The sequence below is a fragment of the Microcoleus sp. D2_18a_D3 genome, from assembly GCF_036702455.1.
Taxonomy (GTDB): domain Bacteria; phylum Cyanobacteriota; class Cyanobacteriia; order Cyanobacteriales; family Microcoleaceae; genus Microcoleus.
This window is the reverse complement of sequence record NZ_JAUBTK010000047.1, coordinates 33402-59129: the sequence shown is the minus strand read 5'-3', so window position 1 is coordinate 59129 and position 25728 is coordinate 33402. Positions and strand designations below refer to the sequence as shown.

The 25728-nt window shown below is 45.5% G+C and carries 26 protein-coding genes and 1 tRNA gene; 6 read left to right on the top strand and 21 right to left on the bottom strand.

From position 1 onward, the window contains the following. Positions 1 to 26: 26 nt before the first annotated feature. From QUB06_RS20760 to QUB06_RS20735, 6 genes are all read right to left on the bottom strand, one after another. Positions 27 to 401: a hypothetical protein gene (locus tag QUB06_RS20760; RefSeq protein ID WP_333436851.1), complete on the bottom strand. Its 375-nt coding sequence runs from the start codon at positions 399 to 401 to the stop codon at positions 27 to 29. A 139-nt stretch (positions 402 to 540) separates the two neighbouring features. Then, positions 541 to 1641, bottom strand: a complete 1101-nt coding sequence (locus tag QUB06_RS20755; RefSeq protein WP_333436850.1) for a DNA cytosine methyltransferase — start codon at positions 1639 to 1641, stop codon at positions 541 to 543. 96 nt (positions 1642 to 1737) lie between these two features. Then, positions 1738 to 2508 carry a Uma2 family endonuclease gene (locus tag QUB06_RS20750; protein WP_333436849.1) on the bottom strand — a complete coding sequence of 257 codons (771 nt, stop codon included), beginning with the start codon at positions 2506 to 2508 and terminating at the stop codon, positions 1738 to 1740. 170 nt (positions 2509 to 2678) lie between these two features. Further along, positions 2679 to 3956 carry a histidine--tRNA ligase gene (gene hisS, locus QUB06_RS20745; RefSeq protein ID WP_333436848.1) on the bottom strand — a complete coding sequence of 426 codons (1278 nt, stop codon included), beginning with the start codon at positions 3954 to 3956 and terminating at the stop codon, positions 2679 to 2681. A gap of 85 nt (positions 3957 to 4041) precedes the next feature. Next, positions 4042 to 4326 (bottom strand): hypothetical protein, encoded by a 285-nt coding sequence (locus tag QUB06_RS20740; RefSeq protein WP_333436856.1) that lies wholly within the window; start codon positions 4324 to 4326, stop codon positions 4042 to 4044. A gap of 34 nt (positions 4327 to 4360) precedes the next feature. Continuing rightward, positions 4361 to 4636: a photosynthetic electron transport-dependent transcriptional regulator PedR gene (locus tag QUB06_RS20735; protein WP_006633901.1), complete on the bottom strand. Its 276-nt coding sequence runs from the start codon at positions 4634 to 4636 to the stop codon at positions 4361 to 4363. Between the two features lie 442 nt (positions 4637 to 5078). On the opposite strand from QUB06_RS20735, the gene QUB06_RS20730 reads away from it, so the two are divergent. Then, complete coding sequence (locus QUB06_RS20730; protein ID WP_333436847.1) at positions 5079 to 6056, top strand: carbohydrate kinase; 978 nt, start codon at positions 5079 to 5081, stop codon at positions 6054 to 6056. Between the two features lie 345 nt (positions 6057 to 6401). On the opposite strand, the gene QUB06_RS20725 is transcribed toward QUB06_RS20730, so the two are convergent. The 3 genes from QUB06_RS20725 to QUB06_RS20715 form a co-directional block, all read right to left on the bottom strand. Beyond that, the gene (locus QUB06_RS20725; RefSeq protein ID WP_333436846.1) at positions 6402 to 6890 is read right to left on the bottom strand and encodes a gluconokinase; all 489 of its coding nucleotides are present in this window, start codon (positions 6888 to 6890) and stop codon (positions 6402 to 6404) included. A gap of 139 nt (positions 6891 to 7029) precedes the next feature. After that, positions 7030 to 7728 (bottom strand): aquaporin Z, encoded by a 699-nt coding sequence (gene aqpZ / locus QUB06_RS20720; protein WP_333436845.1) that lies wholly within the window; start codon positions 7726 to 7728, stop codon positions 7030 to 7032. Positions 7729 to 8062: 334 nt separating this feature from the next. Beyond that, on the bottom strand, positions 8063 to 8824 hold the full coding sequence (locus tag QUB06_RS20715; RefSeq protein ID WP_333145336.1) for a DNA-binding protein: 762 nt from the start codon (positions 8822 to 8824) through the stop codon (positions 8063 to 8065). Positions 8825 to 9406: 582 nt separating this feature from the next. Between QUB06_RS20715 and QUB06_RS20710 the strand changes: the two genes are divergently transcribed. After that, a complete protein-coding gene (locus QUB06_RS20710; RefSeq protein WP_333367349.1) occupies positions 9407 to 9706 on the top strand; it encodes a type II toxin-antitoxin system HigB family toxin in 300 nt (99 codons plus the stop codon). After that, positions 9690 to 10088, top strand: a complete 399-nt coding sequence (locus tag QUB06_RS20705) for a transcriptional regulator (protein WP_333436844.1) — start codon at positions 9690 to 9692, stop codon at positions 10086 to 10088. The genes QUB06_RS20710 and QUB06_RS20705 overlap by 17 nt, the downstream gene beginning before the upstream one ends. 213 nt (positions 10089 to 10301) lie before the next feature. Here QUB06_RS20705 and QUB06_RS20700 read toward each other — a convergent pair whose 3' ends face one another. The 3 genes from QUB06_RS20700 to QUB06_RS20690 form a co-directional block, all read right to left on the bottom strand. Next, positions 10302 to 11624: a 3-isopropylmalate dehydratase large subunit gene (locus QUB06_RS20700; RefSeq protein WP_333436843.1), complete on the bottom strand. Its 1323-nt coding sequence runs from the start codon at positions 11622 to 11624 to the stop codon at positions 10302 to 10304. Between the two features lie 251 nt (positions 11625 to 11875). Continuing rightward, entirely contained in the window at positions 11876 to 12607 is a 732-nt protein-coding gene (gene sfsA / locus QUB06_RS20695) for a DNA/RNA nuclease SfsA (RefSeq protein WP_333436842.1), read from the bottom strand. 81 nt (positions 12608 to 12688) lie between these two features. Continuing rightward, on the bottom strand, positions 12689 to 13858 hold the full coding sequence (locus tag QUB06_RS20690; protein ID WP_333436841.1) for a DUF3095 domain-containing protein: 1170 nt from the start codon (positions 13856 to 13858) through the stop codon (positions 12689 to 12691). Between the two features lie 67 nt (positions 13859 to 13925). Between QUB06_RS20690 and murJ the strand changes: the two genes are divergently transcribed. Beyond that, a complete protein-coding gene (gene murJ, locus QUB06_RS20685) occupies positions 13926 to 15539 on the top strand; it encodes a murein biosynthesis integral membrane protein MurJ (protein ID WP_333436840.1) in 1614 nt (537 codons plus the stop codon). An 80-nt stretch (positions 15540 to 15619) separates the two neighbouring features. Here murJ and QUB06_RS20680 read toward each other — a convergent pair whose 3' ends face one another. The 3 genes from QUB06_RS20680 to moaC form a co-directional block, all read right to left on the bottom strand. After that, the gene (locus tag QUB06_RS20680) at positions 15620 to 15922 is read right to left on the bottom strand and encodes a DUF3181 family protein (protein WP_333240221.1); all 303 of its coding nucleotides are present in this window, start codon (positions 15920 to 15922) and stop codon (positions 15620 to 15622) included. Positions 15923 to 15986: 64 nt separating this feature from the next. Beyond that, positions 15987 to 16244, bottom strand: a complete 258-nt coding sequence (locus QUB06_RS20675) for a 2TM domain-containing protein (protein ID WP_006633890.1) — start codon at positions 16242 to 16244, stop codon at positions 15987 to 15989. Between the two features lie 88 nt (positions 16245 to 16332). Next, positions 16333 to 16854, bottom strand: coding sequence for a cyclic pyranopterin monophosphate synthase MoaC (moaC, locus tag QUB06_RS20670; protein ID WP_333436839.1), 522 nt, complete (start codon positions 16852 to 16854; stop codon positions 16333 to 16335). Between the two features lie 78 nt (positions 16855 to 16932). Between moaC and QUB06_RS20665 the strand changes: the two genes are divergently transcribed. Then, positions 16933 to 17006 (top strand) — tRNA-Arg (locus tag QUB06_RS20665). Between the two features lie 284 nt (positions 17007 to 17290). Here QUB06_RS20665 and QUB06_RS20660 read toward each other — a convergent pair. The 3 genes from QUB06_RS20660 to QUB06_RS20650 form a co-directional block, all read right to left on the bottom strand. Beyond that, positions 17291 to 18535, bottom strand: a complete 1245-nt coding sequence (locus QUB06_RS20660) for an MFS transporter (RefSeq protein WP_333436838.1) — start codon at positions 18533 to 18535, stop codon at positions 17291 to 17293. Positions 18536 to 18708: 173 nt separating this feature from the next. Beyond that, positions 18709 to 19896: a glycosyltransferase family 4 protein gene (locus QUB06_RS20655; protein WP_333285798.1), complete on the bottom strand. Its 1188-nt coding sequence runs from the start codon at positions 19894 to 19896 to the stop codon at positions 18709 to 18711. A 250-nt stretch (positions 19897 to 20146) separates the two neighbouring features. Then, positions 20147 to 21871 (bottom strand): DUF2079 domain-containing protein, encoded by a 1725-nt coding sequence (locus QUB06_RS20650; RefSeq protein ID WP_445251408.1) that lies wholly within the window; start codon positions 21869 to 21871, stop codon positions 20147 to 20149. Between the two features lie 53 nt (positions 21872 to 21924). Between QUB06_RS20650 and QUB06_RS20645 the strand changes: the two genes are divergently transcribed. Then, the gene (locus QUB06_RS20645; RefSeq protein WP_333436836.1) at positions 21925 to 23163 is read left to right on the top strand and encodes a histidine kinase; all 1239 of its coding nucleotides are present in this window, start codon (positions 21925 to 21927) and stop codon (positions 23161 to 23163) included. Positions 23164 to 23209: 46 nt separating this feature from the next. Here QUB06_RS20645 and mutT read toward each other — a convergent pair whose 3' ends face one another. From mutT to QUB06_RS20630, 3 genes are all read right to left on the bottom strand, one after another. After that, positions 23210 to 23614 carry an 8-oxo-dGTP diphosphatase MutT gene (gene mutT / locus QUB06_RS20640; RefSeq protein ID WP_333436835.1) on the bottom strand — a complete coding sequence of 135 codons (405 nt, stop codon included), beginning with the start codon at positions 23612 to 23614 and terminating at the stop codon, positions 23210 to 23212. 195 nt (positions 23615 to 23809) lie between these two features. Then, positions 23810 to 24151, bottom strand: coding sequence for a DUF760 domain-containing protein (locus tag QUB06_RS20635; RefSeq protein ID WP_172187001.1), 342 nt, complete (start codon positions 24149 to 24151; stop codon positions 23810 to 23812). Between the two features lie 221 nt (positions 24152 to 24372). Next, on the bottom strand, positions 24373 to 25332 hold the full coding sequence (locus tag QUB06_RS20630; protein ID WP_006633882.1) for an RNA polymerase sigma factor, RpoD/SigA family: 960 nt from the start codon (positions 25330 to 25332) through the stop codon (positions 24373 to 24375). Between the last annotated feature and the right edge of the window lie 396 nt (positions 25333 to 25728).

Sequence of the window (25728 nt, the reverse complement as noted above, 5' to 3'; positions counted from 1 at the left end):
TCTGATTTTTCGCTCATCTGACTACATTACCATATTTCTCGGCTCTTACTCTCACTATTTTTCACCTGAATCCTTACGTTGCAGGATGCTATTCTGTTAAGCCTTGGCTCAAAAAACAACTTTGGTCCATCCTCTTCACCTGGAATATTTAGAGGATCTCGCTTGCTGGTAGCTTCTAGGTTATAGACTTTGCCTGTCGGGATCTCCAACTTGACAACAGCAGCATTGCCAGAACGATTTTTTTTATTTGAATCTCCTTTTTGGATATGGATCAACCGAATATCTTGAACTTTCGTCTGTAGTTCCTTTACGATGTCCGCATGGCACTCAGGTATGCCTTCGGGATACTCGTAATGAGGTGTGTTTCTAGAGGGGTTTCCTGTACTTAAGTTTTTGTTCACGCGAGTAATGATTCATTTTAGACACCGATAAATAAAAATATATAACCTGACTTAGATATAAGATTTAAGCTTCGTCTGACTCAGGTATTTTGATTATACCACACTTTTAAATTAACTCCCAACTCTGCTCGTACCCCTCTTATTCAGCCCATTTTAATCGTTGTTGAATTGACATACCCTGCAACTTTTTACTCATTTCATATAAATCCACTTGCGGATAATCTCCCTTAAATAGCGGAATTAAAGCCTCAACAACAGCAGCGATTCCCTGCGGCGGTACTGCATTGCCAATCTGCCGCCGTACTTCAGTCGTAGAACCTTCAAAAATAAAATCATCGGGAAATGTTTGCAATCTTGCCCTTTCACGATTTGTCAAAGAACGCGGTTCTAAATAATGATAACCCCAAGTTCCGCCACCTCCACCAGCAATGATTGTCGATGATGGTTTATCTGGATGAATTCGGCGATAAACGTGACTGATCATGCCTTTGACATAGTATGGACTATCCTTGGGAATATCAGAGAAATTGCCTCCCGGTTTAATTCGATTTAAAATTTCAACGGTTCGGGCTTGAATTTTATGATGTTTGTTATTGTCAAGAACTGCTTCCACATTTTTGAGTGCTTCGCCCGCAGTTCGATAAGGATTTTTGCGATTTGGCCCGTATTCTGGCTGAGGATGCACAAAGTTAAATCCTGTATCCATCCGAATGCCAACTAATAACACTCTTTGCCGAACTTGCGGAACTCCGTAATCAGCAAAGTTGTAGAGTTTAGGTTTAACTAAGTAGCCGGGAGCGATACTTTCAAAGTCCGAAATTATTTGTTTTATTGCTTGATAATTATTTGCACTTAATAAGCCTTTGACATTTTCTGCTACAAAAGCTTTGGGCTTTTTTTTGTTGACAAAATCGAGAAAGTATGTATATAAATTGCCTCTGGTTCCTTCAAGTCCGGGGCGCTTCCAAATTAGGGAGAAATCTTGACAGGGAAACCCTCCTATACATATTTCAGCTTCGGGAACTTGTGCAATGTCTATATTTTCTATGCTGTCGTTGATGATGACATCAGCAATGTTTCTGCTGAATGTTTTGCAGGCGTATTGATTGGAGTCGATCGCCCAAACTACCTCAAATCCGGCTTGATGGAAGGGCAAATCCATGCCGCCGCAACCAGAAAATAAGGATATGAGTCGCGGTTTTTTTGTCCAGGCGATCGCCTGGAGACGTTCGATTAACATAGGAGTGTAAAGTTAGCCAAGGGCGGGCTGGATGCCCGCACCATAAGAGTGTCATCATACCAAAACACGATCGAACTCGACTCATCAATTGATATTTCACTCTTCATCCTCTAACTCGATCGCGGCTTGACGCAATTTTTCGGCCAATTTTTCAGCGCGGAGTTTTTCGCGATCGCCCCGCTGGCGTTCTTGTTCTACTCGTTCTTCCGACCACAGCAACAACTCGCCTTCTGCATTCCACCACCTCAACCAACAGCCTGTTCTCCCTTCGTGCGTTCCTTCCCAAACTCCTAAAAACAAGTCTAATCCGGGTATCCAATAACGTCCATTTTCATCTGGTTTTTGCAAGTTGTAGTGCTCTGATTCTAAAGCGTAAACTTCTAAATGAGCTGTTTTGGCTCGGAATATGACGTATCGGGGGACTTTGATTACTTGCTCGTAAAAATACCACTTTCCCACCCGCGAGGTAAATTCAACGGAGTATTCTTCTCCATAGGTTTCTGAAAGAAATTCCATCACGATTTGGGGGATGGTTCCTTCTGTGTGTGGCGTGTAACTGCGGCGGACTTGCGAGACATTTTTTGGATTGACGGGTTTCACGTACATCCAATCTGGTGCTTTGCAGATAATACGCTGTTCGTCGCTGCTTGAACCTGGGAAACTTATGCCGGCACACAAGGCAAAGTTGCAAACAATTAAGGCATCCTGCATTAATTCGGGAAATGCTGTTAGCGGCTGGCGCAAAGCGGCGGCTAACAATGGTTGGCTTTCGTCTTCTACGGGGTCGTCTGGTAGCTGGAAATCTTCTGGTAGTAGCGGCCAGGTGATTGTGAGTTTTGTTTCATAATTTTTTGTGGCTACAGACATAGTTTATTAGAGGTTAAATGTTTTAATGTTTAAATTATATCTCTTGGTTTTTGGGATTAATGTTAATGGCTTAATGACGAGGCAGAGCCTCTGGATATGCGTTACCGGGCAGAGCCAATTAGTAACGACTTAAGCCGATAGTCCGCCAGGGAATTCATTCCCTGCCGGACTTAATATGCAGCTATGATCTTCTGCTGTAGCTCGTTTGTCATTGCTAGTAGTTCCGATTGCCCGATCGCGCTTTGTTCACCACTCGCCAACCACTTCAATTGTACCGTCTCGTTTTCAGCTTCCGCATCTCCCAAAACTAAACACGCAACTGCACCGCTTCTGTCGGCTCTTTTAAACTGTTTCCCGAAAGCACTAGCGCTCAAATCTATCTCTACACTAAACCCGGCACTTCGCAATTTTTGAGCTAACAATACCGATTGCTGTTCTGCTCTTTCGCCCCTGGATACCAAATAGAAATCTAACTTCGGCACGGGCAAAGGTTGCAACTTTTGCAGCAGGATAATCAACCTTTCGATACCCATTGCCCAACCGACTGCCGCCGTATCTGGGCCGCCCAATTCTTTTACTAAACCGTCGTAGCGGCCGCCTCCGCAAACTGTTGCTTGCGCTCCCAAATCGTCGGAGATAATTTCAAATGCGGTGTAGGTATAGTAATCTAAACCGCGCACTAATCTGGGATTTAACTGATAGCTAATTCCTAAATTTGTGAGCATAAGCTGCACTTGCTCGAAGTGATATCGCGATTCCTCTCCCAAATATTCTAAAATGCTAGGCGCACCAGCTACAATTTCTTGAGTCTGCTGATTTTTGCTGTCCAATATCCGCAGCGGATTGCGAGTCAGTCGATCTTGAGAATCCGCGTCTAATTCGTCTTTGTGCGGTGTAAAAAAATCTATCAAAGCTTGTCTGTAATTTTGTCTGTCTTGCTTATTTCCGACGGAATTAATATCGAGGCGCAAATTTTTTAAACCGAGGGTTTGCAGGATGTCGCAGGCGATCGCAATTACCTCGACATCCGCACGAGGATCGGCAGTTCCCAAAACTTCTACGCCAATTTGGTGAAATTGCCGCATCCGTCCCTGCTGAGGACGTTCGTAGCGAAACATCGGCCCTGCGTACCAAAGACGCTGCAATCCACCTTGAGCTTCTAAACCATTTTGAATAAAAGCTCGCACTACTCCGGCTGTGCCTTCTGGACGCAAAGTAATCGATCTATCGCCCTTATCCTTAAAAGTGTACATTTCTTTGCCTACAACATCGGTAGCTTCGCCGATGCCGCGTTCAAATAAAGATGTCTGTTCAAATATCGGCGTCCGAATTTCCCGATAAGCCGCTTTTTTCAAAATTGTTCTAGCCACTTCTTCGACATTTTGCCAATATCGAATTTCATCGGGCAAAATATCTCGCGTTCCCGTTAAAGTTTTAATTGCACTCATTTTGTTAGTCAGTCTTTATTTCTTAGTCCGCGTAGGCGGACTTCGTTTGTGTAGTAGCGATTTCAATCGCCGAATCATCGAAGGATTAACCAATAACTAATGATTCCCAAGCTCCGTAACGATCGCCATAATAAGCCAAAATGCGATCGACCCGCTCGCGACCTGCCAAATCGAACGCTTCAGGATACTGTATCCACAAACCCCCAATTTGGCTGTCACTGTAATCAAACCGCTGCGACTCCTGCGGGATTAAACCGGTTTGCACCCCTTCAACTTGACGCAAATGGGTCGCCACTTCGCGATACACCGCCAGCGGCAATCCAGGGGATTGAATGTGATAGCGGAGTTGTTTTTCTTGTGCCGTTTGCATCATTTCTTTGCCTGTCCCCAACCAGAACCCCTACTTAAGATACTTCTTTATCGATCGGCCGCGGTAGAGGACAGCAGTTAATATTGTCCAAACATACCTTTCCCCACTGCAACGCCCAGCGTACAAGCGTAACTCGATTGTCAGCGCGCGTCTTGTTCAAGATATTGCTAATGTGGTTGTCAACTGTACGCTTGCTAATCTCTAACTTTTCGGCAATTTTCTCATTAGTCAATCCCGCTGCTACTAACTCTACCACTTGCAATTCTCTGTCCGACAGGGTGACAGGGGTCCCAGAGACAATCCCACTCATAAATTTTTCCTATGTCTGCATATTTACCTATCTACAATTCTAGAGGATGAGGGATCGAGTATGAAGAGAAAATTAAATTTGCTGTGCTACTCTTTCGGGTCCGAAGCACCAACTCGCTTGCACAATCGCAAAAAGTGCAAACCCAGCGCCGAGACAGCAAGACGCCCCGCCAATTGCGCGGATGGCGCGTCGGGTGACGGATGATCCCTTTACCGGGGCGCATCTGACATCCAGGCCCAACCTGCAGATGTTCGCACGTAAAACAACTGATACGCCCGCACTGCACTTGTGCCTTGAGCGAGTAACTGCCAGTATCAGTAGGTCTGATACTATAGGAGCAGCCATTAAAAAATAGCTTGCAATTTTTCTGGGATGGGTTAAAAATAATTATTGGCCTGTCTACTGCTGGTCTAAAATCTAAAATGTAAAATCTAAAATTGATATGACTTATCCTCGCGTTCTGTGTCTGGGTGAAGTTTTATTTGATTGTTTGGCAGACCAACTAGGAGTGTCTCTCGAAGAGGTAGAATCTTGGACGGCATATCCCGGCGGTGCTCCTGCTAATGTTGCCTGTGCTTTGGTTAAATTGGGGACGGCGGCGGGATTTATCGGTGCTGTAGGTGGGGATGAATTGGGGAATTCCCTAGTGCAGGTATTGCAAGAAGTAGGGGTTGATATTGCTGGAGTGCAGCGACATCCAAGTGCGCCGACGCGGCAAGTTTATGTCTTGCGGAATCAAGCGGGCGATCGATCTTTTGCAGGTTTTGGCGCATTCGATACTGCGGATTTTGCAGACACCCGCCTCCTGGCTGCACAACTACCCGAAGTGCTGTTTGAAAATGCCGAATATTTAGTGCTAGGCACTTTAGAATTAGCTTATCCTGAAAGTCGAGAGGCGATCGCCCGAGCGATCGAGCTAGCAGAACACTACGACGTTAAAATTATACTGGACATCAATTGGCGTCCCGTGTTTTGGCCAAATCCAGACGAAGCAAAAGCGCACATTAGAAAAATATTAAAAAAAGTTGATTTTGTCAAGTTATCTGAGGAAGAAGCCGAATGGTTGTTTGACACTACCGACCCTGGAGCTATTACCTACCGCCTCGATTCCGTAGAAGGCGTTTTGGTGACTGCGGGCGAGAAAGGTTGCGCCTATTGTATCTCGGAAAATGAAGGAAAAATCCCCGCCTTTGCAGTAGATGTTGAGGATACAACAGGTGCCGGCGACGCATTTGTGGCTGGTTTTGTACGCCAGTTGTGCAAGCATGGAATTAAGAATTTAGCAGAGCCAGAAATAACCCAAAAAATTGTAACTTATGCGAGCGCGGTAGGTGCGATGACCGCGATGAAACCCGGGGCAATTAAAGCTCAACCAACCGCCGCTGAAGTAGAAGCTTTCTTGTATTTGTACAAAAATTAGCAGGCAAAACCTCTCCCCCCAAAACGGAGAGGGGGCTAAATTTGCTTCAGAAACCCGGTTACTAGGAAAAAAATAACTGTTATACTAAATCCGCGTTAAAAACCCTAGGTAAGACTCGGCGTTTGAAATCGCTACTCTACAAACTCTCGCCCTAGTTAAGAGGGAGTAAGAAATAAACTGGTATTTAAGCCCGATTTAGTATGATAGCAATCCTAAATCATTTGTGTAATTCTTGTAGGGGCAAACCCCCCGTGGTTGCCCCCATGAGGTCGGGGTAGGCACGGGGGCACTACCCCTTCATTTTGTACTCATTTAGGATTGCTATATAGGTTTTATTGTGGGCAATTAACCGCACATCAGATGATTTTTAATTTGGCGCACGATTAACTCTAGCGGCTGCGAAGCATCTATGATAATTGCATCTTCTGGTTCTTCGAGACTGTCTAACTGACTTAACAGCAAGTCTGCTTTCATGTAGTGATTTTCGCGAGTTTTTAACCTTGTGGCTAATAGCTGAAAAGAACATTTTAGATAAACTATCTTCATGCGCTTTTGGTCTCGGTAGAGCAGTTCGCGGTAAGATGTTTTTAAAGCAGAACAAGCCAAAACCACATTTTTATTTTCTAACAGCCACCTGTCTATTGCAGCTTGCAATTGTAATAGCCAAGGAAGGCGATCCGCATCTTCTAAAGGAATGCCCCGACTCATTTTATCGATATTAGCGGATGGGTGAAAATCGTCGGCATCGCTGAAATCCCAATTGAGAGATTGCGCCAGCAACTTGCCAACAGTAGTTTTGCCAGAACCTGAGACTCCCATCACGATCGTAATCATGGCACCTATTTACCGAATACTTGCAATATACTTGCAATTTTATCAAGTTGTGCGATCGACAAACCGGGTTTCTTAAGTTGCCGGATGAATTCTACCACCCTAAAAAATTCAATAAACCCGGTTTATTTATGATTTTCGCTTAAATTTCTTCCATAGTGGGTTTAATGAAATTATAAGCCAAAACGCCGATAATTCCACCCATCACAGGGAATACAATAAACGCCCATAACTGTTGGATTGCCCATCCGCCTTGAAAAAGTGCGACACCGATACTTCTAGCTGGGTTAACTGAAGTATTGGTTATGGGAATTCCGACTAAGTGAATCAACACCAGCATCAAGCCGATCGGAATTCCGCCCAAACCGACGGGATATTTGGGATGGGTAGTACCCATGATTGTAAATAACAGAAAAGCAGTCAGTACAACTTCCGTCAAAGCTGCTGCCAAAAGTCCGTAACCAGTGGGAGAATGTTCTGCAAAACCGTTAGACGCAAATCCAGAAGCAGCCGCATCAAAACCCGGTTTTCCTGATGCTATCAAGTACAAAACAAGACCGCCTAAAATTCCCCCTACAATCTGACCTCCTATATAATAAGGAAGCAAAACAGCATCGATCAGTTTGGCAACTACTAAACCGATGCTTACCGCCGGATTAATGTGGCATCCAGAGATAGGGCCGATCGTATAAACCATGATTAAGAGGGATAGACCAAAGGCGATCGAAACTCCCAAGAAGCCGATTTTGTCTCCAGCTAAAACCGCACTGCCACATCCACCTAATACCAACACAAAAGTACCAAAAGCTTCAGCCACCCCAATCTTTATTTTTTTGTTCATATTCAAAATGAGCTGAATTTTAGATTCGGTCAATTTCACATCAATATGAGTTCTAAGTATAAAAAATAGAACTCTAATTTTTTTCAGTCAGCGCAACAATACTAATCGAAATCATTAGCAATGTGTAGCTCTAATTTTCACAAATTGTATGGGCTTAACTGAGAATGCGAAATTTGTAATTGATAAATTAGCTCAAACATAGTCTATTATGTAAAAAATGTCAACCCTGAGCCAATTATTCGTCTAAATTGTGCAATTTTCTGTATGCAATTGAGAATAATTAACTTGACTTCTTCCCTAATTATGCGATCGTAATTTTACTTATTGTTGCTGATTATCCGATCGCACTTGCAGCTACAACATCACTGCTAACAGGCTGGTACATCGGGCCTTGGAAGGGGCGAAAGCCTTGCTGGCAATCGGCAGTCATCTTGCACAGCAAGCGGAACTGTAGCGGCGTTGGGGGTTGATTGAGGCGATCGACTTCTACGCGAACCAATTCAGGATGCTGCGAAATAATTTCAAAAATATCATCCACCAGATAGCGCTGACAATAGCCGACAATCCAGTGATCTTTAGTACACAGAAGCAGACGGGAAGGGCGCGGATTTTTAAATTCGTGCGCTAAATACAAAAGTTCGCCCACTTGAAGCCGATGAATCCGTTCAATTGCCGACTTTGAAAGGTATCGCAGTCCATCTGCAAAAAAATGGATACAGTAACGTCCATTTTCATCTGGTTCGGGACAAGGGAACACCTCAAATTTATCAGTTGCCCGTTTGCCTCCGCTGCGCGCCAATAAAGCAATTGGGTCATGTTCGTGTTCAGGGATATTCAACCACTGCACAAATTCAGGGTACTCAGGGCGCGATCGCGCCATCACTCGATTAGAAAACAACGCAAACAGTTTCTGTGAAGTGTAAACATTATTGAAATCCGGGAAAGATGGCAAAGGTTGAAACCCGCACTTAAGTTTAGCTTCTAGAACACCATTTGTATAATTGAACTGGTATTCTTTACCGTTAAATGTCAATCGACCAATCGGAAACCAAGAACCGCTGTCCGGGCTTTGCCAAGCCAAAAATAGTGTTTTCAAAGTGAATCTCCTGTCAATTCAAGTAGGGTGCACAGTGCGTACTGCACAAACACAACTCACCTACACGGCTTAAAAAATGTTTACCCGATCGACCCTTGACACTTTCCTCTCAAAATGAGAGTATAAGTATACAAGCAGGACTTATACCAAATCCGAGTTTACCACCCCTGTTATAAATATTCCGTCAATCGATTTTAGATTTTAGATTTTAGATTTTCGATTGACCCCACGGATAAATGCGGGGGCTTGAGGATTTTCGATTTTCGATTTTCGATTGATTCCACGGATAAATCACGTGGCGGGTATCATCAAGAAATTCCTGGTCATTGCGAGGGAAGCGAAGCAATCGCTTGCGTCTCTGCGATTGCTTTGCTTCCCTCGCAATGACAATAAAGGGGATGCCTAACCCGGATTTGGTATAACGCTGCATAACTGAACTTTGACATCACCTGTAGAGTTCTGGTGGACAGCGATAGCTCTATAGATAAAATCTGTGAGTAAGTCCTGTATAAAGTGATGAAATAAGCCCCGTTAGGGAAGGGAAAGAGATGCAATACAAAACCACCAAAAAACTCAAAACAAATGCACCTAATTTCGCTCCGCAACCTCCGTAATGATGCTGCTAAATACCCGGATGTCAAAAACCAAATTGAGATTTGGAAAGAAACTGTCAACAAAGCGGAATGGCAGAATTTGGAGGATGTTCGCAAAATTTATCGGGATGCCGAAGCAGTAGGAAACTTTACCGTCTTTAATATCAAAGGCAACGACTATCGCCTGATTGTTGGGATTAACTATGAGAACCAAACAGTTTTCTACAAATATTTCCTAACCCACTCTGAATACGACAAAGAAAAATGGAAAAATGACCCTTACTTTTGACCAAACGACTTACAGCAACTTGCTCGCAGAAATTGCTCCCAAGGCGATCGAAACTGAGGAAGAATACGATCGCCTCCTGGCAGTTGCAGAAAGGCTAACATTTGCTAAAAACCTCACTCCAGAGGAGAAAGTTTTATACAAGTTGTTAGTCACTTTGATAGAAGTTTACGAGACAGAAAACTATCCGATAGACAAATCCGAACCTCATGAGATTTTGCAACATATCATGGAATCCAGCGGCACCCGCCAAGCAAACTTGGTAGGTATCATCGGATCTAGCGGCGTAGTATCTGAAGTTGTCAACGGCAAGCGATCCATTAGCAAAGCACAAGCTAAGGCACTCGGCGATTATTTTCAAATCTCACCTAGCTTGTTCATTTAATTTAAGATAAATCGATCGGTTACGATCTAATTCCATGTCTTGTAGGGGCGGCTTGGGCGACAATAATCGCCTAGAATCGACAATACAATAAACCCGCCCCGCCCCGATCGAGACTAATCGATCGAACATAATATAAGGTGCGTCCTATCCGAAACCCTCGATAAATTCTAGAGTGAAAGTCGGACGCACCCTACAAGTGGTAAAAGCAACTATCTAACACAGGAATTCGCGCGGATCTGTGACATACCCAGTCAGCGCAGACGCGGCCGCCGTGTAAGGCGAAGCTAGATAAACTTGCGCTTCTTTATTCCCCATGCGGCCGGGGAAATTCCGGTTAGTTGTAGATACACAAATTTCTGGTTCGTTCATCCGCCCAAAAGTATCTTTCGGGCCGCCCAAACAAGCGGCGCAAGAAGGCGCTGCGGGTTCGATGCAGCCGGCAGCTAAGAAGATTTCCGAAAGCGTTTGACCTTCGTATTTTGTGACAAACAAATCTTCGTAAACTTTCTGAGTTGCTGGTACTAAATAAGTCGGAACTTTGACTTGATTTCCTTTCAAAATGCGGGCGGCATTTAGAAAGTCGGAGGTTTTGCCGCCAGTGCAGGAACCGATGTAAACTCGATCGATCTTGACATCGCGACAGTTGCGCGCTAAGTCGCGGTTGTCGGGAGAGTGCGGTTTGGCGACGACTGGTTCTAATTGGGTGACATCGTAGGTGCGATCGCTATAAAATTTAGCATCCCCATCGCTGTAAAATGAATCGAAGGCTTTATCAGTCCGCGAAGTAACGTAATCAAACGTAGTTTTGTCCGGCGCAACCGTGCCGTTTTTGCCGCCAGCTTCAATCACCATATTGCACAGCGTCATCCGTTCTTCCATCGTCAAACGCTCAACTGTATCACCCGCAAATTCCATTGTCCGGTAGTTAGCACCGGCAACGCTAATATCACCAATAATCTGCAAAATTAGGTCTTTTGCTAACAAATAATCCGGCAGTTCGCCGTTGAGTACAAAGCGCATGGTAGCGGGAACTTTGATTAACAGTTTGCCGGTTCCCATGATAAAAGCCGCGTCTGTATTGCCGATACCGGTGGCAAATTGTCCGAAAGCGCCGGCATTGCAGGTGTGGGAATCTGTGCCGAACAGCACTTCGCCCGGCCGCGTGTGGCCTTCTTGTGCTAAGGCGATGTGGCAAACTCCTTTGTAGTCGGGATTTGCTTTGAAGTCCGATCGATCCGTGATGTCGTAAAAGTATTTTATCCCTTGTTCGGCGGCAAAATCGCGGAGAATATCGACGTTGCGGTTAGCGCGTTCGTCGTTGGTGAAAATGTAGTGGTCGGGAATGAGGACGATTTTGTCTGGGTTCCAGACTTTCGCATTCTCACCGAATTCGCGTTTGAAAACGCCGATGGTGCCGGGCCCGCAGACATCGTGGGTCATCAATACGTCTGTTTCTACCCAGATATTTTCTCCGGGCTCGACTTTAGTGCGCCCTGATGCTTTGGCTAATATTTTTTCGGTCAGAGTCATTCCCATAGTGCGATCGCTCTTTTTTATTAGATGCTACATAGTGTATTGTACGAAATATCGCCTGATGTTGAGAGGAAATTTATTATGAATATGAGCGTCTTCTCCTCAAAGTGGGAGTACGCCTGATTGTGAAGTTATTGTTCATCCGCCAAAAACTTATTTAGTCAAGCGCGAGCGAACTATTAGTTTTAATGAAAGGTCAAGGAAAGTTTATTGCAGTATTAGTAGACTTATAAACTCCCACTTTTTCACTAGGATTAAAGGCTATAAAGATTTAGCTTCGCCAATCCCAAATACCGAACACCTTCTGGTGTCACGTCAAACCGACAAGGCAAAACCTCTACACCTTCACTTATAGCCTGTCTGAACAATTCTCCGTAAAGGCTATCGGCACTATCCCCCGGAGCAAAATCTGTACAATCCCCGCGATTAATAAAATACAGCATTACAGCCCTCGAACCCTGCCGCACCACCTCTATCAATTCTCTCAAATGTTTCTGTCCCCTCTCCGTCACTGTATCGGGAAATAAAGCCAACTCCTCTTTTACCCAAGTTGTATTTTTCACTTCCAGAAAAATCGGTTTTTCCTCACCAGTCAGCCAAAAATCCACTCTACTTTTTTTATCAGTGCCGTAAACAACCTCCGGTTGAATTAAACTGTAATTGCCCAACTCTGGAAACAATTTCAATTCCAAAGCTAATTTAACTACTCGATTTGGCAGCCCAGTATTAACTCCCACCCAAGTTGGCACAGTGTCGCAAACTTTAATTAATTCCCAAGTATAAGCTAACTTGCGTTTAGGATTGTCGCTGGGAGATACTAGCACTGGATTGCCCGGAATGTAAACACCAGTCATCGGGCCCGTATTCGGACAGTGCGCGGTGATTATTTCTCCCGAATCTAGTTCAATTTCGGCAAAAAATCGCTTGTACCGCTTGATTAAAATGCCGGGTAAAAGAGGGGGATATTTGTAAATTAAGTCAGTCATTCGATTTTAGATTTTAGATTTTAGATTGTAGAGTGAGGCATCATAGCATGAAACGACGGTTTGTAGTTTAGCTAAGCTTACTTATTCATTCATTCTTTGTTTCATATCCTTCGCCGCTAAAGCATAACCACCATCAGCACCGTCTATAAAATGTACTTGGCGACCGTTGCGTTCAAACACCAAACAAGTCATCAACGCTCTGTCAGAAACGTGCAAACCGTAAACCAGCTTGCCTTCTCGGTAATTCCTTTCCAAGTACCCCGTCAATTTTTTTCGCCGCCACTCATTGCCAGAAATTACCATTCTCAACATATCATCAAATTTGCGGTAATCCGTAGCTGCGATCGCAATATCTTTATAAACTCCCCAATCTAACTCTTCTGTCTTAACCTTCAAATTCATTAGCAGCGAACCAAGCGCCGTCTCTAACTGTATTTTTGATAAATACATCTGGCGGTCTAACCAACTAGCATTGCTCGCCCTAATTAGAGTTTCTTTAATCAGCTTTGCGCTATTCAATGTCAATTTAAGATTTTTACGGTCGATAGGATTTAAACAATTTTCCTTGCCGTAAATGTAGTTAATTTTTTTGATAATTTTTCTATATAATTGATGACTTTGCTGGCAAAAATCTTCTCGCACCATTACCAGCAGCGTTACTATTTCCCCATACTTGCTGGGAATATCCTGCCACCGGCATTCCAATCCCGAAAAATCTGCTGTTGCAGAAATGCCATTATTTTTAATACTGTAAATATTACCAGACGCCGGATCTTTAATAAGTTCAGTAGCACGAGTTAAGCCGCCGCCACTAAAAACAGCTTGGCTGTAATTTTCTGAAACTTTAAACTTAGCTATTTTAACCGGATAATTAGCTGCCACAACTTGAACCGGGACGGCCCCAACTCGCAAATCCATGTCAAATTGAGTCTTAGCCATTTGTTGAGTGGCCAGCAAAGCAATCTTAGCAGCGGGTAAAAGCGATGGCCCCATTAAAAGAGAAGCGCCGTCGCCACCAAAGACAAACGGAATCTCAGTTTTGCCGGCGATATTCAAAACAGCAACGATTGAACAAGCCCCCAATAAGTTAACTTCTTTGTATTTTCCAGCTTCAATCGCTTTTGTAGAACCGCGAATATCTGTGACAACAATGTACCAATCATCAGGTACGTCAACAAAATTACCCAGATCGGTAATCTTGATAAAATTGTCCAGTAAAGGTAATTGGGAATAGAAGTTTTCGGAATTCATGTTATCATTCTCCCGATTCGCGATTAAAATAAGTGAATCCTTTTAGCATTAGCGTTTGTAACCATTTGTGTCCCAATTACAGAAGCCCTCTCGTTCCCTCGCAGGGATTGCCGGCATTGTCGCACTCGCCACTCTAATTAGCAAAGTCTTTGGATTGGTGCGCCAAATTGCGATCGCCGCAGCCTTTGGAGTCGGTGTCGCCGTCGATGCCTACAACTACGCCTACGTCATCCCTGGTTTCTTATTTATTTTGCTGGGAGGGATTAACGGGCCATTTCACAGCGCCATCGTCAGTGTTTTAGCCCGCCGGGATAAAAAAGAAGCAGCGCCCTTAGTCGAGACTATCACCACCTTAGTCGGGGGCTTGTTGCTGTTGGTGACGATCGCTTTAATTATTTTTGCAGATCCGGCGATCGATTTGGTGGCACCGGGATTAAATAGAACAGCAGAAGGTTTACAAATCAAAGCAATTGCCGTCCAGCAATTTCGGATTATGGCGCCGATGGCATTACTTTCAGGCTTAATCGGCATTGGTTTCGGCACTCTCAACGCTGCCGATATGTACTGGTTGCCTTCGATTAGCCCTTTATTTTCTAGCGTTGCACTTGTCGGCGGTTTGGGGGTTCTCGCACTGCAACTCGGAGACAAAATTATTCAGCCGGAATACGCACTAATTGGTGGCTTAGTGTTAGCTTGGGGAACTTTAGCGGGCGCAGTTTTGCAGTGGTTGGTGCAACTGGTGGCGCAGTGGCGCGCGGGCTTGGGAACATTGCGCTTGCGGTTTAATTTTAAACGCCCCGGAGTGCAAGAAGTAATTAAGGTGATGGTTCCTGCGACCTTATCATCAGGAATGCTGCAAATTAATGTTTATACTGACCTATTTTTCGCATCCTACATCCCTCAAGCTGCCTCTGCGATGGGTTACAGCGGCTTGTTAGTTATGACTCCTTTAGGCATCATTTCTAATGTAATTTTAGTGCCATTTTTGCCGATATTTTCTCGCCTCACCGAACCAAAAGATTGGCCGGAATTAAAAGATCGAATTCGTCAATCTTTAGTTTTGACTGCCCTTACGATGCTGCCACTGAGCGCTTTAATGGTAACACTTGCCGGGCCGATCGTCCGCGTGGTTTACGAACGCTATGCTTTTGATCGGTCAGCATCGGAGTTTGTCACGCCGATATTGATGGCTTACAGTATTGGAATGTTTGTGTATTTGGGACGCGACGTTGTGGTACGGGTATTTTACGCTTTGGGAGACGGAGAAACGCCTTTTCGCATCAGTATTATCAATATCTTTTTAAACGGTCTTTTGGATTATTTGTTAGTAGGAGCCTTTGGCGCGCCCGGATTAGTTTTGGCGACGGTGGGAGTGAATCTTACTTCGATGGTTATGCTTTTGTACTTATTAGATAAAAAGCTGGGTGGCCTGCCTTGGGGGCAGTGGAGTTTGCCTCTTCTGGGGTTAACTTCTGGCAGTTCTGTAACTGCTTTCGTTACCTTGGCTACTCTGCAAGCCTGTCAAAGAGTTTTGGGTACTGAAGGTTTGGTAATTCAATTAGTGCAGTTGAGTGTGTCAAGTTTTGTAGGGTTAGGAGTTTTTGCCGTTTTTGTCAGTCTGATGAAGTTGCCGGAAGTTGATATGTTTGTCGATCGCATTCGGGGGCGTTTTCGCAAATAAATCTCCGAAATTGGCGGGGCGGGTTAAGGGCGAACTACCAGGCACAACGCCCACAATCTGCGTACAAAACCCGCCCTTTACTACATCTTCCGCTGAAATTCCTCAAGCACATCCATCAACTGAACTTGACACTGCATCGGAATTAAATCTGCCAGTGGCACTTCCCGCTTGCCGCCGCCCAACTTGACAGGAATTCCTTGCAAAACTTGTCCAACTTTGTCAGCATCTAACTTCCCATCTTCCAGCATTGAATAAAGTTGTTGGGCAACAACTGTATGCAGGTGGGCATCATTGAGATACAAATGCCACTTCGCAATGTCAATGTAGACATTTTCGCCGATTTCGGCTGCTAAGGATTCGATCGCCTGTGTAGTATTAGCCATATCAAAAAAGCCGAAAGTTATTTGTTATCAATCAAAAGACTTAACAAATCGCCGACAACTGCCTTCAGCCAGAATCTTTGGTGAGGGGCGAATAATCGGCGATCGCAAAATGGTAAATCGCGTGGGCCAAAACTACTAGAGCCCATCCACCCGTTACCGAAATTGCCCAAGGCCAATCAGCCTTTTGCAAATTGTGAACAAACCACAAACCTGAATTGGTAGCAGAAAAAAGACCGACGTGGATAGCAAAATTCATCCGGTCATCTAAACGGCGGTACTCTGGATCATTGCGATCGGGTTTGCGGGGCCAACGAGGAGGCATAGTTTTTCACTTGATATTAGTAGTTCTGTGCCTATTTTAATCATAAGTGCAGCTTTTTGAATGCTGCATCCCTCTTTCGGCAGGAAACTTATGCCTCTACATTTTCATAGTCTCCAGACTTGCCGCCACTTTTACTCACCAGGCGAATCGACTCAATGGCGATCGACTTTTCCAATCCTTTCGCCATATCGTACAAAGTCAGCGCCGCCACCGAAACCGCCGTCAGCGCCTCCATTTCCACCCCTGTTTCCGCCTTAATTTTCACCGTCGCCCGAATTTGATACCCCGGCAACCCAGCATCCGGCATCACCTGCACCTCCACGCTACTCAGCGGCAGAGGGTGGCACAGAGGAATCAAATGTGCAGTCTGTTTCGCCGCCATAATTCCAGCCAGCCTTGCAGTGCCCAACACATCACCTTTCGGCGCATTCCCCGCTTCAATCGCCGCAAACGTCTCCGGCAGCATCCGCACCCTGGCAGCCGCCACAGCTTGCCGCACAGTGGGCACCTTCGCTGAAACGTCCACCATTTGGGCTTCCCCGCTGCTGTCGAGGTGAGTGAGCTGTGTGCGATCGGGCAATTTAGAAAAAGTTTGCGAAAGGTCTTGCATTATTTTGGTAATGATGTTACTGTTAGATTCTGTGAGAAAAGAACTTAATCAATTTTAGATTAAATCTTAACTCAACAGGGGCTTGTAGCTTAGTTGGATAGAGTGCATGGCTACGAACCATGAGGTCGGGGGTTCGAATCCCTCCAAGCCCATTTACAAACGTTATAAGCTGTGAGTTCTGAGTTCTGAGTTTTGAGTTTTGAATTAAGAAATTAATTCAACTCACGATTTAAAACTCAGAACTTTTTTAATGTGTACCTTTTACAGAAAACTCACTCTTTGTGGAACAGGCATCTTGCCTGTTTGTCAGAATGCTGCGCGGGAACAAAAACCCGGTTTCTGCCTCAATATCTGTCGCATAGATTCACGATTTTTGGGAGAAACCGGGTTTTTTGGTAAGTCCCACGATTGCCTCTTCCTTCTTGCTTCTGTAATATCATCGATTCAAAGCATAAACATCTTTGCCTCGACCGATCGCAAATTTCATGGAATTAGACAAGCCCTTGCTAGACTGAGTAATAAAAATCAGCAAAGCCAAGCCAGCGAGTCCAGCCGCAAAACCAAACATATTTCTGTAGCCAACTTGTTCAGCCACAAACCCTAAAGTCGGGCCAGCAATTGCAATGCCCAAATCAAATCCGCCAATACAAAGCGAAAACAAGCGGCCCCTTTCATGAGGTTCGCACCTGTCCGACATCAGCGTTACCATCATCGGCAAAACCGTACCGCCAGCGCAACCTTCAACCAAAGCTGCTATTAAAAAAGCACTGCTGTTGTTAGCAAAATACAACAATAACATAGATACGGCATAACAGATTAAGCCACCAGAAATAAACAAGCCGCGACCGTATTTGTCCGAAGCCCGTCCCGTGACCAACCTTATACCGAAACTGGCGATAGCCGCCGTAGAATAAAATAATCCCGGATTCAAATTAGCTTTAGTTTCTTGGATAAACAAAGGCATAAAAGTGCTCAAAGTTCCAAATACTAAACCAACCACCAATAACACTAAAGCCGGAATCCTCACTCTCGGATTCCAGAGCATTTCCCAGTATTTTTGGCTATTTTTGTCCTCAGATAGCGATCCCGATTTTGTTAAATCTGCCAAATTAGGTTCCGCAATTTGGCAGGTAAAAAATACAGCCGTTGCAGCGAAAGCCGCCGACATCGCAAACAAAGGAGTATAACCAACCCAAGCTTGCACAAATCCGCCAATAGCCGGCCCAACTGCTAAACCAATAGGATTCACCAAGCTCATGTTACCGATTAATTCGCCCCGCTTTCCTGGTGGCGACAAATCTGTTACCAAAGCGCTGTAAGCTGTAGTAAAAGCGGCGATACTAATGCCGTGAAAAACGCGAATAAGTAACAGTAAGGGGATAGATTGAGCTAACAGGTAGCCCCAAGGGGCGATCGCAGCGACTGACGCGCCTAGAAGCAAAACTTGTTTTCGCCCCCTGCTGTCGGCTATTTTGCCCAATTGCGGCCTCGATAGCAAAAGTCCGATCGCAAATGCACCCATCACAAAGCCAATTTGCTGTTTTGTGCCACCCACAAATTGAACGTACAACGGCAAAGTTGGCAGTAGCGAAGCCAAACTCGACCAGAATAGCAGGCCTGCGGTGAATAAAATCAGTAAGCTGCGTCTGGGTTGGGGATCTATTTCCCTAAAAATATTCAAGATGCTAATTCCCTTTAAATCTTCCGAGTACACTCAAAGTAAGTTCGAGTGTCTCTATCATTGTGTTACAAATCCTTAAGATTTGCACCAAAAAAACTTGATATTCTACTCACAGTCAACCGTGAACAGTCAACAGTCAACAGTCAACAGTCAACAGTCAACAGTCAACATTCTTACCAATCAACCTCAGCCCTTTCCTCCACCACCCGTTCATAAACCCACTGGGTTTCTATCGCCAACTTCGGCCAACTAAACCTGCGTTCCAAATCTTGATAAGCATTGTCAACCAACCACTGCGCGTAACCCGGATTTTTGAGAACCTCCAAAATTCCCCAGGCCAAAGAATCCCGATTGTTTGCCTCAGTAACAACGCCAGTTTTAGTGTGCAGCACCACCTCTGGAAGTCCGCCCGCATCCGAAACGACCACAGGCACTCTTGCAGCAAAGCTTTCTAACGCTACAATCCCAAAAGGTTCGTAAAGACTGGGAAAAACCGCGCAGTCAGCCACCGTCTGGAATTTGTCGAGATGTTCCTCAAACATGAACCCAGTAAAATAACACTTATTCCAAATTCCTAAATGCCAAGCTAAATGTTTTAGATGGTCTGTATTGCCGCCGCCAACAATTACAATTTTCGCTTTACCCCCCATTTCCCAAATTACTTTAGGTGCAGCATTCAAAAATACACCAATACCTTTTTCATAGCTAATTCTTCCTACATAATAGACAATTTTCTCATCATCAGCAGCAAACCTGCGGCGGAAATCCATCGCGTCAAATTCGTGCCAGCGGGGCTTTTTCTCCGACCTGATTCCGTTGTAAATTACCTCTATTTTGTTCCACGGAGTCGATAGTACCCGTTCGGCTTCCCGCCGCATATAATCACTGCAAACAATTACTCGCCAAGCGTTGTAAGCGAGGTCGTTTTCCTTGGCGTTAATGTAGCGCTGCCCTTCATTGTGGATGCCGTTGAAGCGCCCGTATTCGGTGGCGTGGATGGTGGCAATTAGCGGTACTTTAAAGGTATGCTTGAGGGCGATCGCCGCATCTCCCACTAACCAATCATGAGCGTGGATGATATCAAAGGGGCCTTCCTCAAGCATCAGTTTCCCGCCTTGGTGGCCCATGCTTTGGTTGAGGTTCGCCACCCAGTGAAAAAAGTCCCTGGCGTGCCCCACCACCACCCGATGCACACGTATTCCTTCCACCACTTCGTACATCGGCGCGTGGCCGAACTCTACTGTAATTAAGTGAATTTCGTGCCCCAGCTTCACCAATTCTGGATATAGTTCTGATACGTGGCGGGCGATACCCCCTACGATTCTGGGAGGAAACTCCCATGCCAATACCAAAATTTTCATCTTTCTCCCTCCAAATAATTTATATAACTTAATGTTTATGATTAACAGATTGATTGTATGATTATCAGCCTCAAATGTTAGTAGATTGCAAGTTTATGGCTAATGCCTGACTTTTGGCAGCCACAAGGACGGAAAATCATGCAGAAACCGGGTTTTTGCAGGAAATTGCTCGATCGCCATTACCTGAAAAAAACAGGTTTCCTCAAGATTTGAGCCACTGAGGGCAGCAATGGCGATCGTGGCTACCGGCTTACCGTTTGTTCAAAATCGGCTCCAATTCGCCGCGAAAACGGGTCCAAGCAGCAGCCGATGCAGAATTAGAAACAGCACCCTGACGCATCAAAATCGCGCCGTCTTCAAAGCCAACAATTCCGTACTCTCCAGATTTGGACATTCGATCGATCGCCGGTACGATCTCCCGCAACTGTCCCCGTTCCGTGCGAAACGCAGCCTGATACTGCTGCAACTGCCAGAGATCGGCAATTACATATTGCATCTTCACTGCCTGCCCCGCATCATTGCGGAGTTCCAACATCGGAAACCTGAGAATTTCCCGCCTGCTTGACAAAATCGGCACAATAGTATTCGTTGCTGCCACGCTAGCATCAGCAGGAATTTGAGCCAATAGCGGCCGCACTTGCAAAACGTGCTGCCATTGTCTGACGAGAGGAACCTGCACCCAAGGCTCGATCGCATCGGGCAAAATCCAAGAAAAAGTCCGATTTGGGTTAGAAGTGAAGGTAAAAAATAGCGACAAACAGATGCAAAACGCCCAAAAGCGGCGAAACTTTGAAGAAGAAGGCAGAGGAAATAAAGCAGAAGGAAAACGCAAAAACATTCTTTCCTCTCTCACCATTCTATCTTCTTCCTTTTGACGCTGGGCCCACCACAGAATTGCCCCATAAAAAAGCCCTGGAACCACAGTCATCGCATAGCGAATATTAATCGCCAGCACCGACTCTCCTTTCGCTAAAAATAGCTTCAGCAGCGGAAATCCAGCTATCATCCAAGACGCAGGTGCGAAAGCAGGAACCAAAGCTAATGGCAACCACTGGCCCAGGAGGTATCTAATCTTACCAAAAAACGGCGTAAATAATTGAGCCACCAACCGTCCGGGATTGCTCACCATTCCCCAAATAATTTCTAGAGTCGAAGCTTCATCTCCATCGGCATATTGGCCGAAGCGCTCCATCATAAACCGCTGGGATATGTCAGCAGAAAACAAAGGCATAATCAGATTGGTCAGGACGATCATATAACCAAAACTGAGTATGCAGACGGCTAAACCAGTCCGAGGGTAGCGCCGACTCAAAATCAGGTAAACTCCAACGCCAAATAAAACAACTCCCCCATCTTCTCGCACAGCCAAAATTAAAGTGGCCAGAATCCCAAACAAGGGCCACCAGCGCTTCTCCATAGCCAGCAGCAAGCTAAAGACATACAGTGGCATTTGACAAATATCGTGAAAATTGCCCATAGTCGGGCCGATGACCGCGTTAGCGCAGTAATAGCTCACAACAATTGTCGCCGACAACCTCGGTTCCAGATAGTGTCTGGCGAGAGCATAGAGCACTCCTCCCGCCACCGTAATTAAAGCCACCTGCAACACAGTCAAAGTGACGGGCGAGGGAAACAGCGAGTAAATTGGCAGCCACAGCATTAGGGCCGGGGTGAAATGCTGCCCCAACCGATAATAAGATACTTCCGGGAGCTGATTTTGGTGAACCACATTAGTGGACAAAGCCGAAGAGAGGGAACTCTCAAACAAGTGACCCCGAGTGCCGTTCCAAAAAAGTTGATTGAAAATGCCTTGGTCGTAAGTAGCGTAAAAGCTGTAGTAGCGGTGCAGCGTCAGCAACAGGCACAGCACAAAAAAGGCGGCCGCCACTTGAACCACCACCCGCAGCGACTCATTTTTCTTCCATCTCAAAAATATCATCTGCCCGCTTGTAATTAAATTATCGGACAATAGCATAAATCTAAAGTAAGTATTAAATTAAAGTAGAAGTGAAATAACTCGGCTCGGCAATGCTCAATTATTTTCACCCGATCGAAAAGCTCAACAGCGTCCATCCAACACCAGCCACCAGCGGCACTGACTGTTCTCCCGAACAGCCGGCCAATTCTGCACCGCTTTTACAGCTTTTGCTGTTTGTAGACAAGCGTTCCTCTTCCAGGGAACAGACCAGACACATCCGCAAGTCCCTAAAGGATTTGAAGGCAGAGTGCGACTTTGAGCTTCAAATCATCGATGTAGGAGAACAGCCCGATTTAGCCGAACACTTTAAACTTGTAGCCACTCCCTCGCTGCTCAAAATTCATCCCGAGCCACGACAAACTCTCGCCGGCAGCAATTTAATCGCCCAACTCGAACACTGGTGGCCCCGCTGGAAGCGTTCTGTAGAAGAATACGCAGCTCAGCAGCAGTCAGCCCCAGCACTTGCTGAAAGCCTGACTAACCCAAAACCCATCTATTCCGTTGCTTGCGCGGCCGAACTTGTGCAGCTTTCTGATGAAGTTTTTCGCCTCAAACAGGAAAAAGAACACCTGCAAGAGCAGTTGCAGTTGAAAGACCGGATTATTGCGATGCTAGCTCACGACTTGCGAAATCCCTTGACGGCTGCATCTTTGGCTTTGGAGACTTTGGAGTCAAGTCAGAAGGTGAAAGAGGGGGAAAAGTCGCGTTTGACACCGAGTCTGGCGGCTCATTTGATGAAACAAGCCCGCCACCAAATCCGAATTGTCGATCGGATGATTACAGATATCCTGCAAGCAGCCCGGGGTACAAATGCTCAACTCCACATTGAACCAAAAAAAATCGAACTGGGGGCGATTTGTCAAGATGTAATAGGGCAATTTCAAGACAAATTTCAGGCGAAAAGTCTGAACTTAGAAACAGACATTCCCGCAGATTTGCCCTTGGTTTATGCCGATCCCGATCGCATCAAACAAGTCATAGTCAACCTGCTTGACAACGCCAGCAAGTACACGCCAGACCAAGGAACTGTTAATCTTTCAATTCTCCACCGCACCGCTTACAAAGTTCAAGTCAGCATTTGCAACAGCGGGCCGGGAATTCCTGAAGAAGATTGCGCGAGCATTTTTGAAGACAGCTTTCGCTTGCAGCGAGATAAATCAACAGACGGTTACGGCATTGGACTGTCTCTGTGTCAAGGCATCATCCGCGCCCACTATGGTCAAATTTGGGTAGACTCCGTACCCGGTAGAGGCAGTTGTTTTCACTTTACTCTGCCCGTCCAAAAATAGTTGACAGTTGACAGTTGACAGTTGCAACCGAGTTTGATATTACAGCTCAACTTTTCCGCAGTGCATCAATAATCTGTGCGTTTGCCTTGGGAAAAGTAAATTGGTCAATTTCCTCTAGTGTCACCCAGCGAATTTCCTCGCATTCGATCGTTTGCGGTTCCCCGCTGACGTGGCGGCAGTGGTGCACGTATAGTCTAACTGTAAATTTAGTGTAGTCGTGGTCAATTGTAATCAAGCGATCGCCAACTTCTACGACAATCCCCAACTCCTCCATAATTTCCCGTTTTATGCAAGCTTCGATTGTTTCCCCAGGCTCTATTTTTCCGCCCGGAAACTCCCAGAAACCCCCGTGCAGTCCATGTTGTCGGCGCTTGTCAATCAGAATTTGTTGGCGATCGTTCCAGATTGCAGCAACGCCGATAACTTTGTGGGCAACAGGAGAAACAGACATATTAATTAGGAATGGGGAATTTGGAATTGGGAATTTGGAATTGGGAATGTAAGAATAATATCAATAATTATTCAATTATTTAATCTAAAATCAACCCTCTAAAATCTAAAATCTAAAATCTAAAATCTAAAATATTAAGCCCCCATCTTGCGAGGGGGGGCTTGACACTTGGATCACTTAAATGTTAAGAATCTACTAATCGTCCGAGCCATGTCTCTCACTGGCTTGTATGGACTTTTCAAAAGTCATTCGCTGTTCGGCATTTTTGAGAAAATAACCGCTAATCATAGCTGAGGCGAGCAATCTACCCAAATGTTCGCGACTGGTAGTGACTGTCACCCCGAAGTGTTCCGAAGGCAAATTCCCCAATAGTCCAACAATATTTCGCTCCATTACTTGAAACACTTCGTGAGAAGTCGGCTTAGACAACTGAGAAACTGTGTCGGGAGCCATTGACTGCACGTATTGCCATAATAAGTTGGCATTTTCTCCGTCTTCTTCAAAGAATTCTGGGGATTTATTAGATGAGTTGCTCACGAGTACCTCCGTTTCAGAGACAGCTTGTTATGTTAGACGCGGGCGGTTAAATTAAATAACCCTTATCTGATGGCTGCTGATCTTTATTACTAAGTAATTACTAATGTAGCAGGACAGTCATAGCAACCAAGTGGGCACAACCGAATTAAAAGCGGCGGTTTTTACGATTTTAGATTGGGGATTGCAAGTGGGGGAGACCCGATCGCCAATCCCCAATCTACCTAGCTGGCTAGATAATCGTTGATATCTTGCTTGCGCTTGCGGAGTTTGGTCAAAGCTTCCCGTTCTATTTGCCGCACTCGTTCCCGACTGATGTTGAGACGATCGCCTATTTTTGCCAAAGTTAGGGTTTGCCCGTCTTCTAAACCGAACCGCAAGGCGAGCACTTCTCGCTGTTGCTGAGTCAGTTCCGCCATCAGGTGGTCTAAGTCAGTCCGCAGGGAAGATTGCAGGGCAAAATCTTCTGGCGTAGTACCCGTATCTTCCAACAAATCGCCCAACTCTGTATCTTGATTGTCTCCCACGCGCAAGTCCAGGGAAAGTGGCAGGCGCGCGCGATCGAGATATTCGCGAATCTGTTTGGGAGTCAATTCTAGCTCTGATGCCAATTCAGCAGCCGTGGCCGCGCGACCGAGCTGTTGAGCAAGTTGGCGCTGAGCTTTTTTAATTTTGTTGAGCTTTTCGGTGATATGGATCGGTAAGCGGATGGTGCGGCCTTTTTCGGCGATGGCCCGAGTAATTGCCTGACGAATCCACCAATAAGCATAAGTAGAAAATCTATAGCCCTTAGTCGGGTCAAATTTTTCTACTCCCCGCTGCATCCCGATCGTGCCTTCCTGAATTAGATCCAGTAAATCTACGTTGCGCTTGATATATTTCTTGGCAACAGAGACTACCAGGCGGAGATTCGCTTCCACCATTTGGCGCTTTGCCCTTTCCCCCTGCTCGATCGTCCGCTGCAACTGTGCCTCAGACAGCCCTACTGCCTGTGCCCATTCAGCCGCCGTCGGGTCGCGGCCTAACTCTTCGGCTAAAATATCTTTCTCCTGATGCAGTGCGGTTGAGCGCTGTACCTGTTTCCCGTAGAGTATTTCTTGCTCATGGGTCAACAAGGGAACGCGGCCGATTTCCCGCAAGTAAGCGCGAACAGAATCTGTATCTGAGGACTTAAGAGTTTTCATGAGCTTTTCCCGCTGAGGATCTGTGCCTCTAAAGGTTTGCGGTAGCCGCAAACCCCTAGCTTTAGCTGGGAAGGAAAGCGGGCGGGGACTTGCGCTTTCCTTCCATTTAAAGAGGCTTAATTTTATGGTAGCTAGCTACTACTCCCAGTCAGCACCATCTCAGGTTAGGTTTTGATTGGGGGGTGCACAATACTACGTTATGTTAAGAATCTTAACATTTGTGAGAGCAGTTGGCTACACTTCTTCATATTTATTTCATGCCAGCCTGAACTGTTGGTACGAGAGTACCCGCTTTCCTGGCTTTACAGTTGCATCATATTAAACAAAATCGGCCAAATCTCAGAGGGGGAGAGGGGGAGAGGGGGGAGATGGGGAGATGGGGAGAGGGGGAGAGGG

Bases quoted from the DNA above. Each gene is read 5' to 3' on its own strand.
- QUB06_RS20755 (WP_333436850.1), bottom strand. From the start codon at position 1,641: ATGTTAATCGAACGTCTCCAGGCGATCGCCTGGACAAAAAAACCGCGA.
- QUB06_RS20750 (WP_333436849.1), bottom strand. From the start codon at position 2,508: ATGTCTGTAGCCACAAAAAATTATGAAACAAAACTCACAATCACCTGG.
- hisS (WP_333436848.1), bottom strand. From the start codon at position 3,956: ATGAGTGCAATTAAAACTTTAACGGGAACGCGAGATATTTTGCCCGAT.
- QUB06_RS20735 (WP_006633901.1), bottom strand. From the start codon at position 4,636: ATGAGTGGGATTGTCTCTGGGACCCCTGTCACCCTGTCGGACAGAGAA.
- moaC (WP_333436839.1), bottom strand. From the start codon at position 16,854: ATGCAAGACCTTTCGCAAACTTTTTCTAAATTGCCCGATCGCACACAG.
- QUB06_RS20675 (WP_006633890.1), bottom strand. From the start codon at position 16,244: ATGCCTCCTCGTTGGCCCCGCAAACCCGATCGCAATGATCCAGAGTAC.
- QUB06_RS20630 (WP_006633882.1), bottom strand. From the start codon at position 25,332: ATGAAAACTCTTAAGTCCTCAGATACAGATTCTGTTCGCGCTTACTTG.
- QUB06_RS20680 (WP_333240221.1), bottom strand. From the start codon at position 15,922: ATGGCTAATACTACACAGGCGATCGAATCCTTAGCAGCCGAAATCGGC.
- QUB06_RS20725 (WP_333436846.1), bottom strand. From the start codon at position 6,890: ATGATTACGATCGTGATGGGAGTCTCAGGTTCTGGCAAAACTACTGTT.
- QUB06_RS20740 (WP_333436856.1), bottom strand. From the start codon at position 4,326: ATGCAAACGGCACAAGAAAAACAACTCCGCTATCACATTCAATCCCCT.
- sfsA (WP_333436842.1), bottom strand. From the start codon at position 12,607: ATGACTGACTTAATTTACAAATATCCCCCTCTTTTACCCGGCATTTTA.
- QUB06_RS20655 (WP_333285798.1), bottom strand. From the start codon at position 19,896: ATGAAAATTTTGGTATTGGCATGGGAGTTTCCTCCCAGAATCGTAGGG.
- QUB06_RS20690 (WP_333436841.1), bottom strand. From the start codon at position 13,858: ATGAATTCCGAAAACTTCTATTCCCAATTACCTTTACTGGACAATTTT.
- QUB06_RS20710 (WP_333367349.1), top strand. From the start codon at position 9,407: ATGCACCTAATTTCGCTCCGCAACCTCCGTAATGATGCTGCTAAATAC.
- QUB06_RS20730 (WP_333436847.1), top strand. From the start codon at position 5,079: ATGACTTATCCTCGCGTTCTGTGTCTGGGTGAAGTTTTATTTGATTGT.
- QUB06_RS20650 (WP_445251408.1), bottom strand. From the start codon at position 21,871: ATGCTATTGTCCGATAATTTAATTACAAGCGGGCAGATGATATTTTTG.
- QUB06_RS20705 (WP_333436844.1), top strand. From the start codon at position 9,690: ATGACCCTTACTTTTGACCAAACGACTTACAGCAACTTGCTCGCAGAA.
- QUB06_RS20645 (WP_333436836.1), top strand. From the start codon at position 21,925: ATGCTCAATTATTTTCACCCGATCGAAAAGCTCAACAGCGTCCATCCA.
- aqpZ (WP_333436845.1), bottom strand. From the start codon at position 7,728: ATGAACAAAAAAATAAAGATTGGGGTGGCTGAAGCTTTTGGTACTTTT.
- mutT (WP_333436835.1), bottom strand. From the start codon at position 23,614: ATGTCTGTTTCTCCTGTTGCCCACAAAGTTATCGGCGTTGCTGCAATC.
- QUB06_RS20700 (WP_333436843.1), bottom strand. From the start codon at position 11,624: ATGGGAATGACTCTGACCGAAAAAATATTAGCCAAAGCATCAGGGCGC.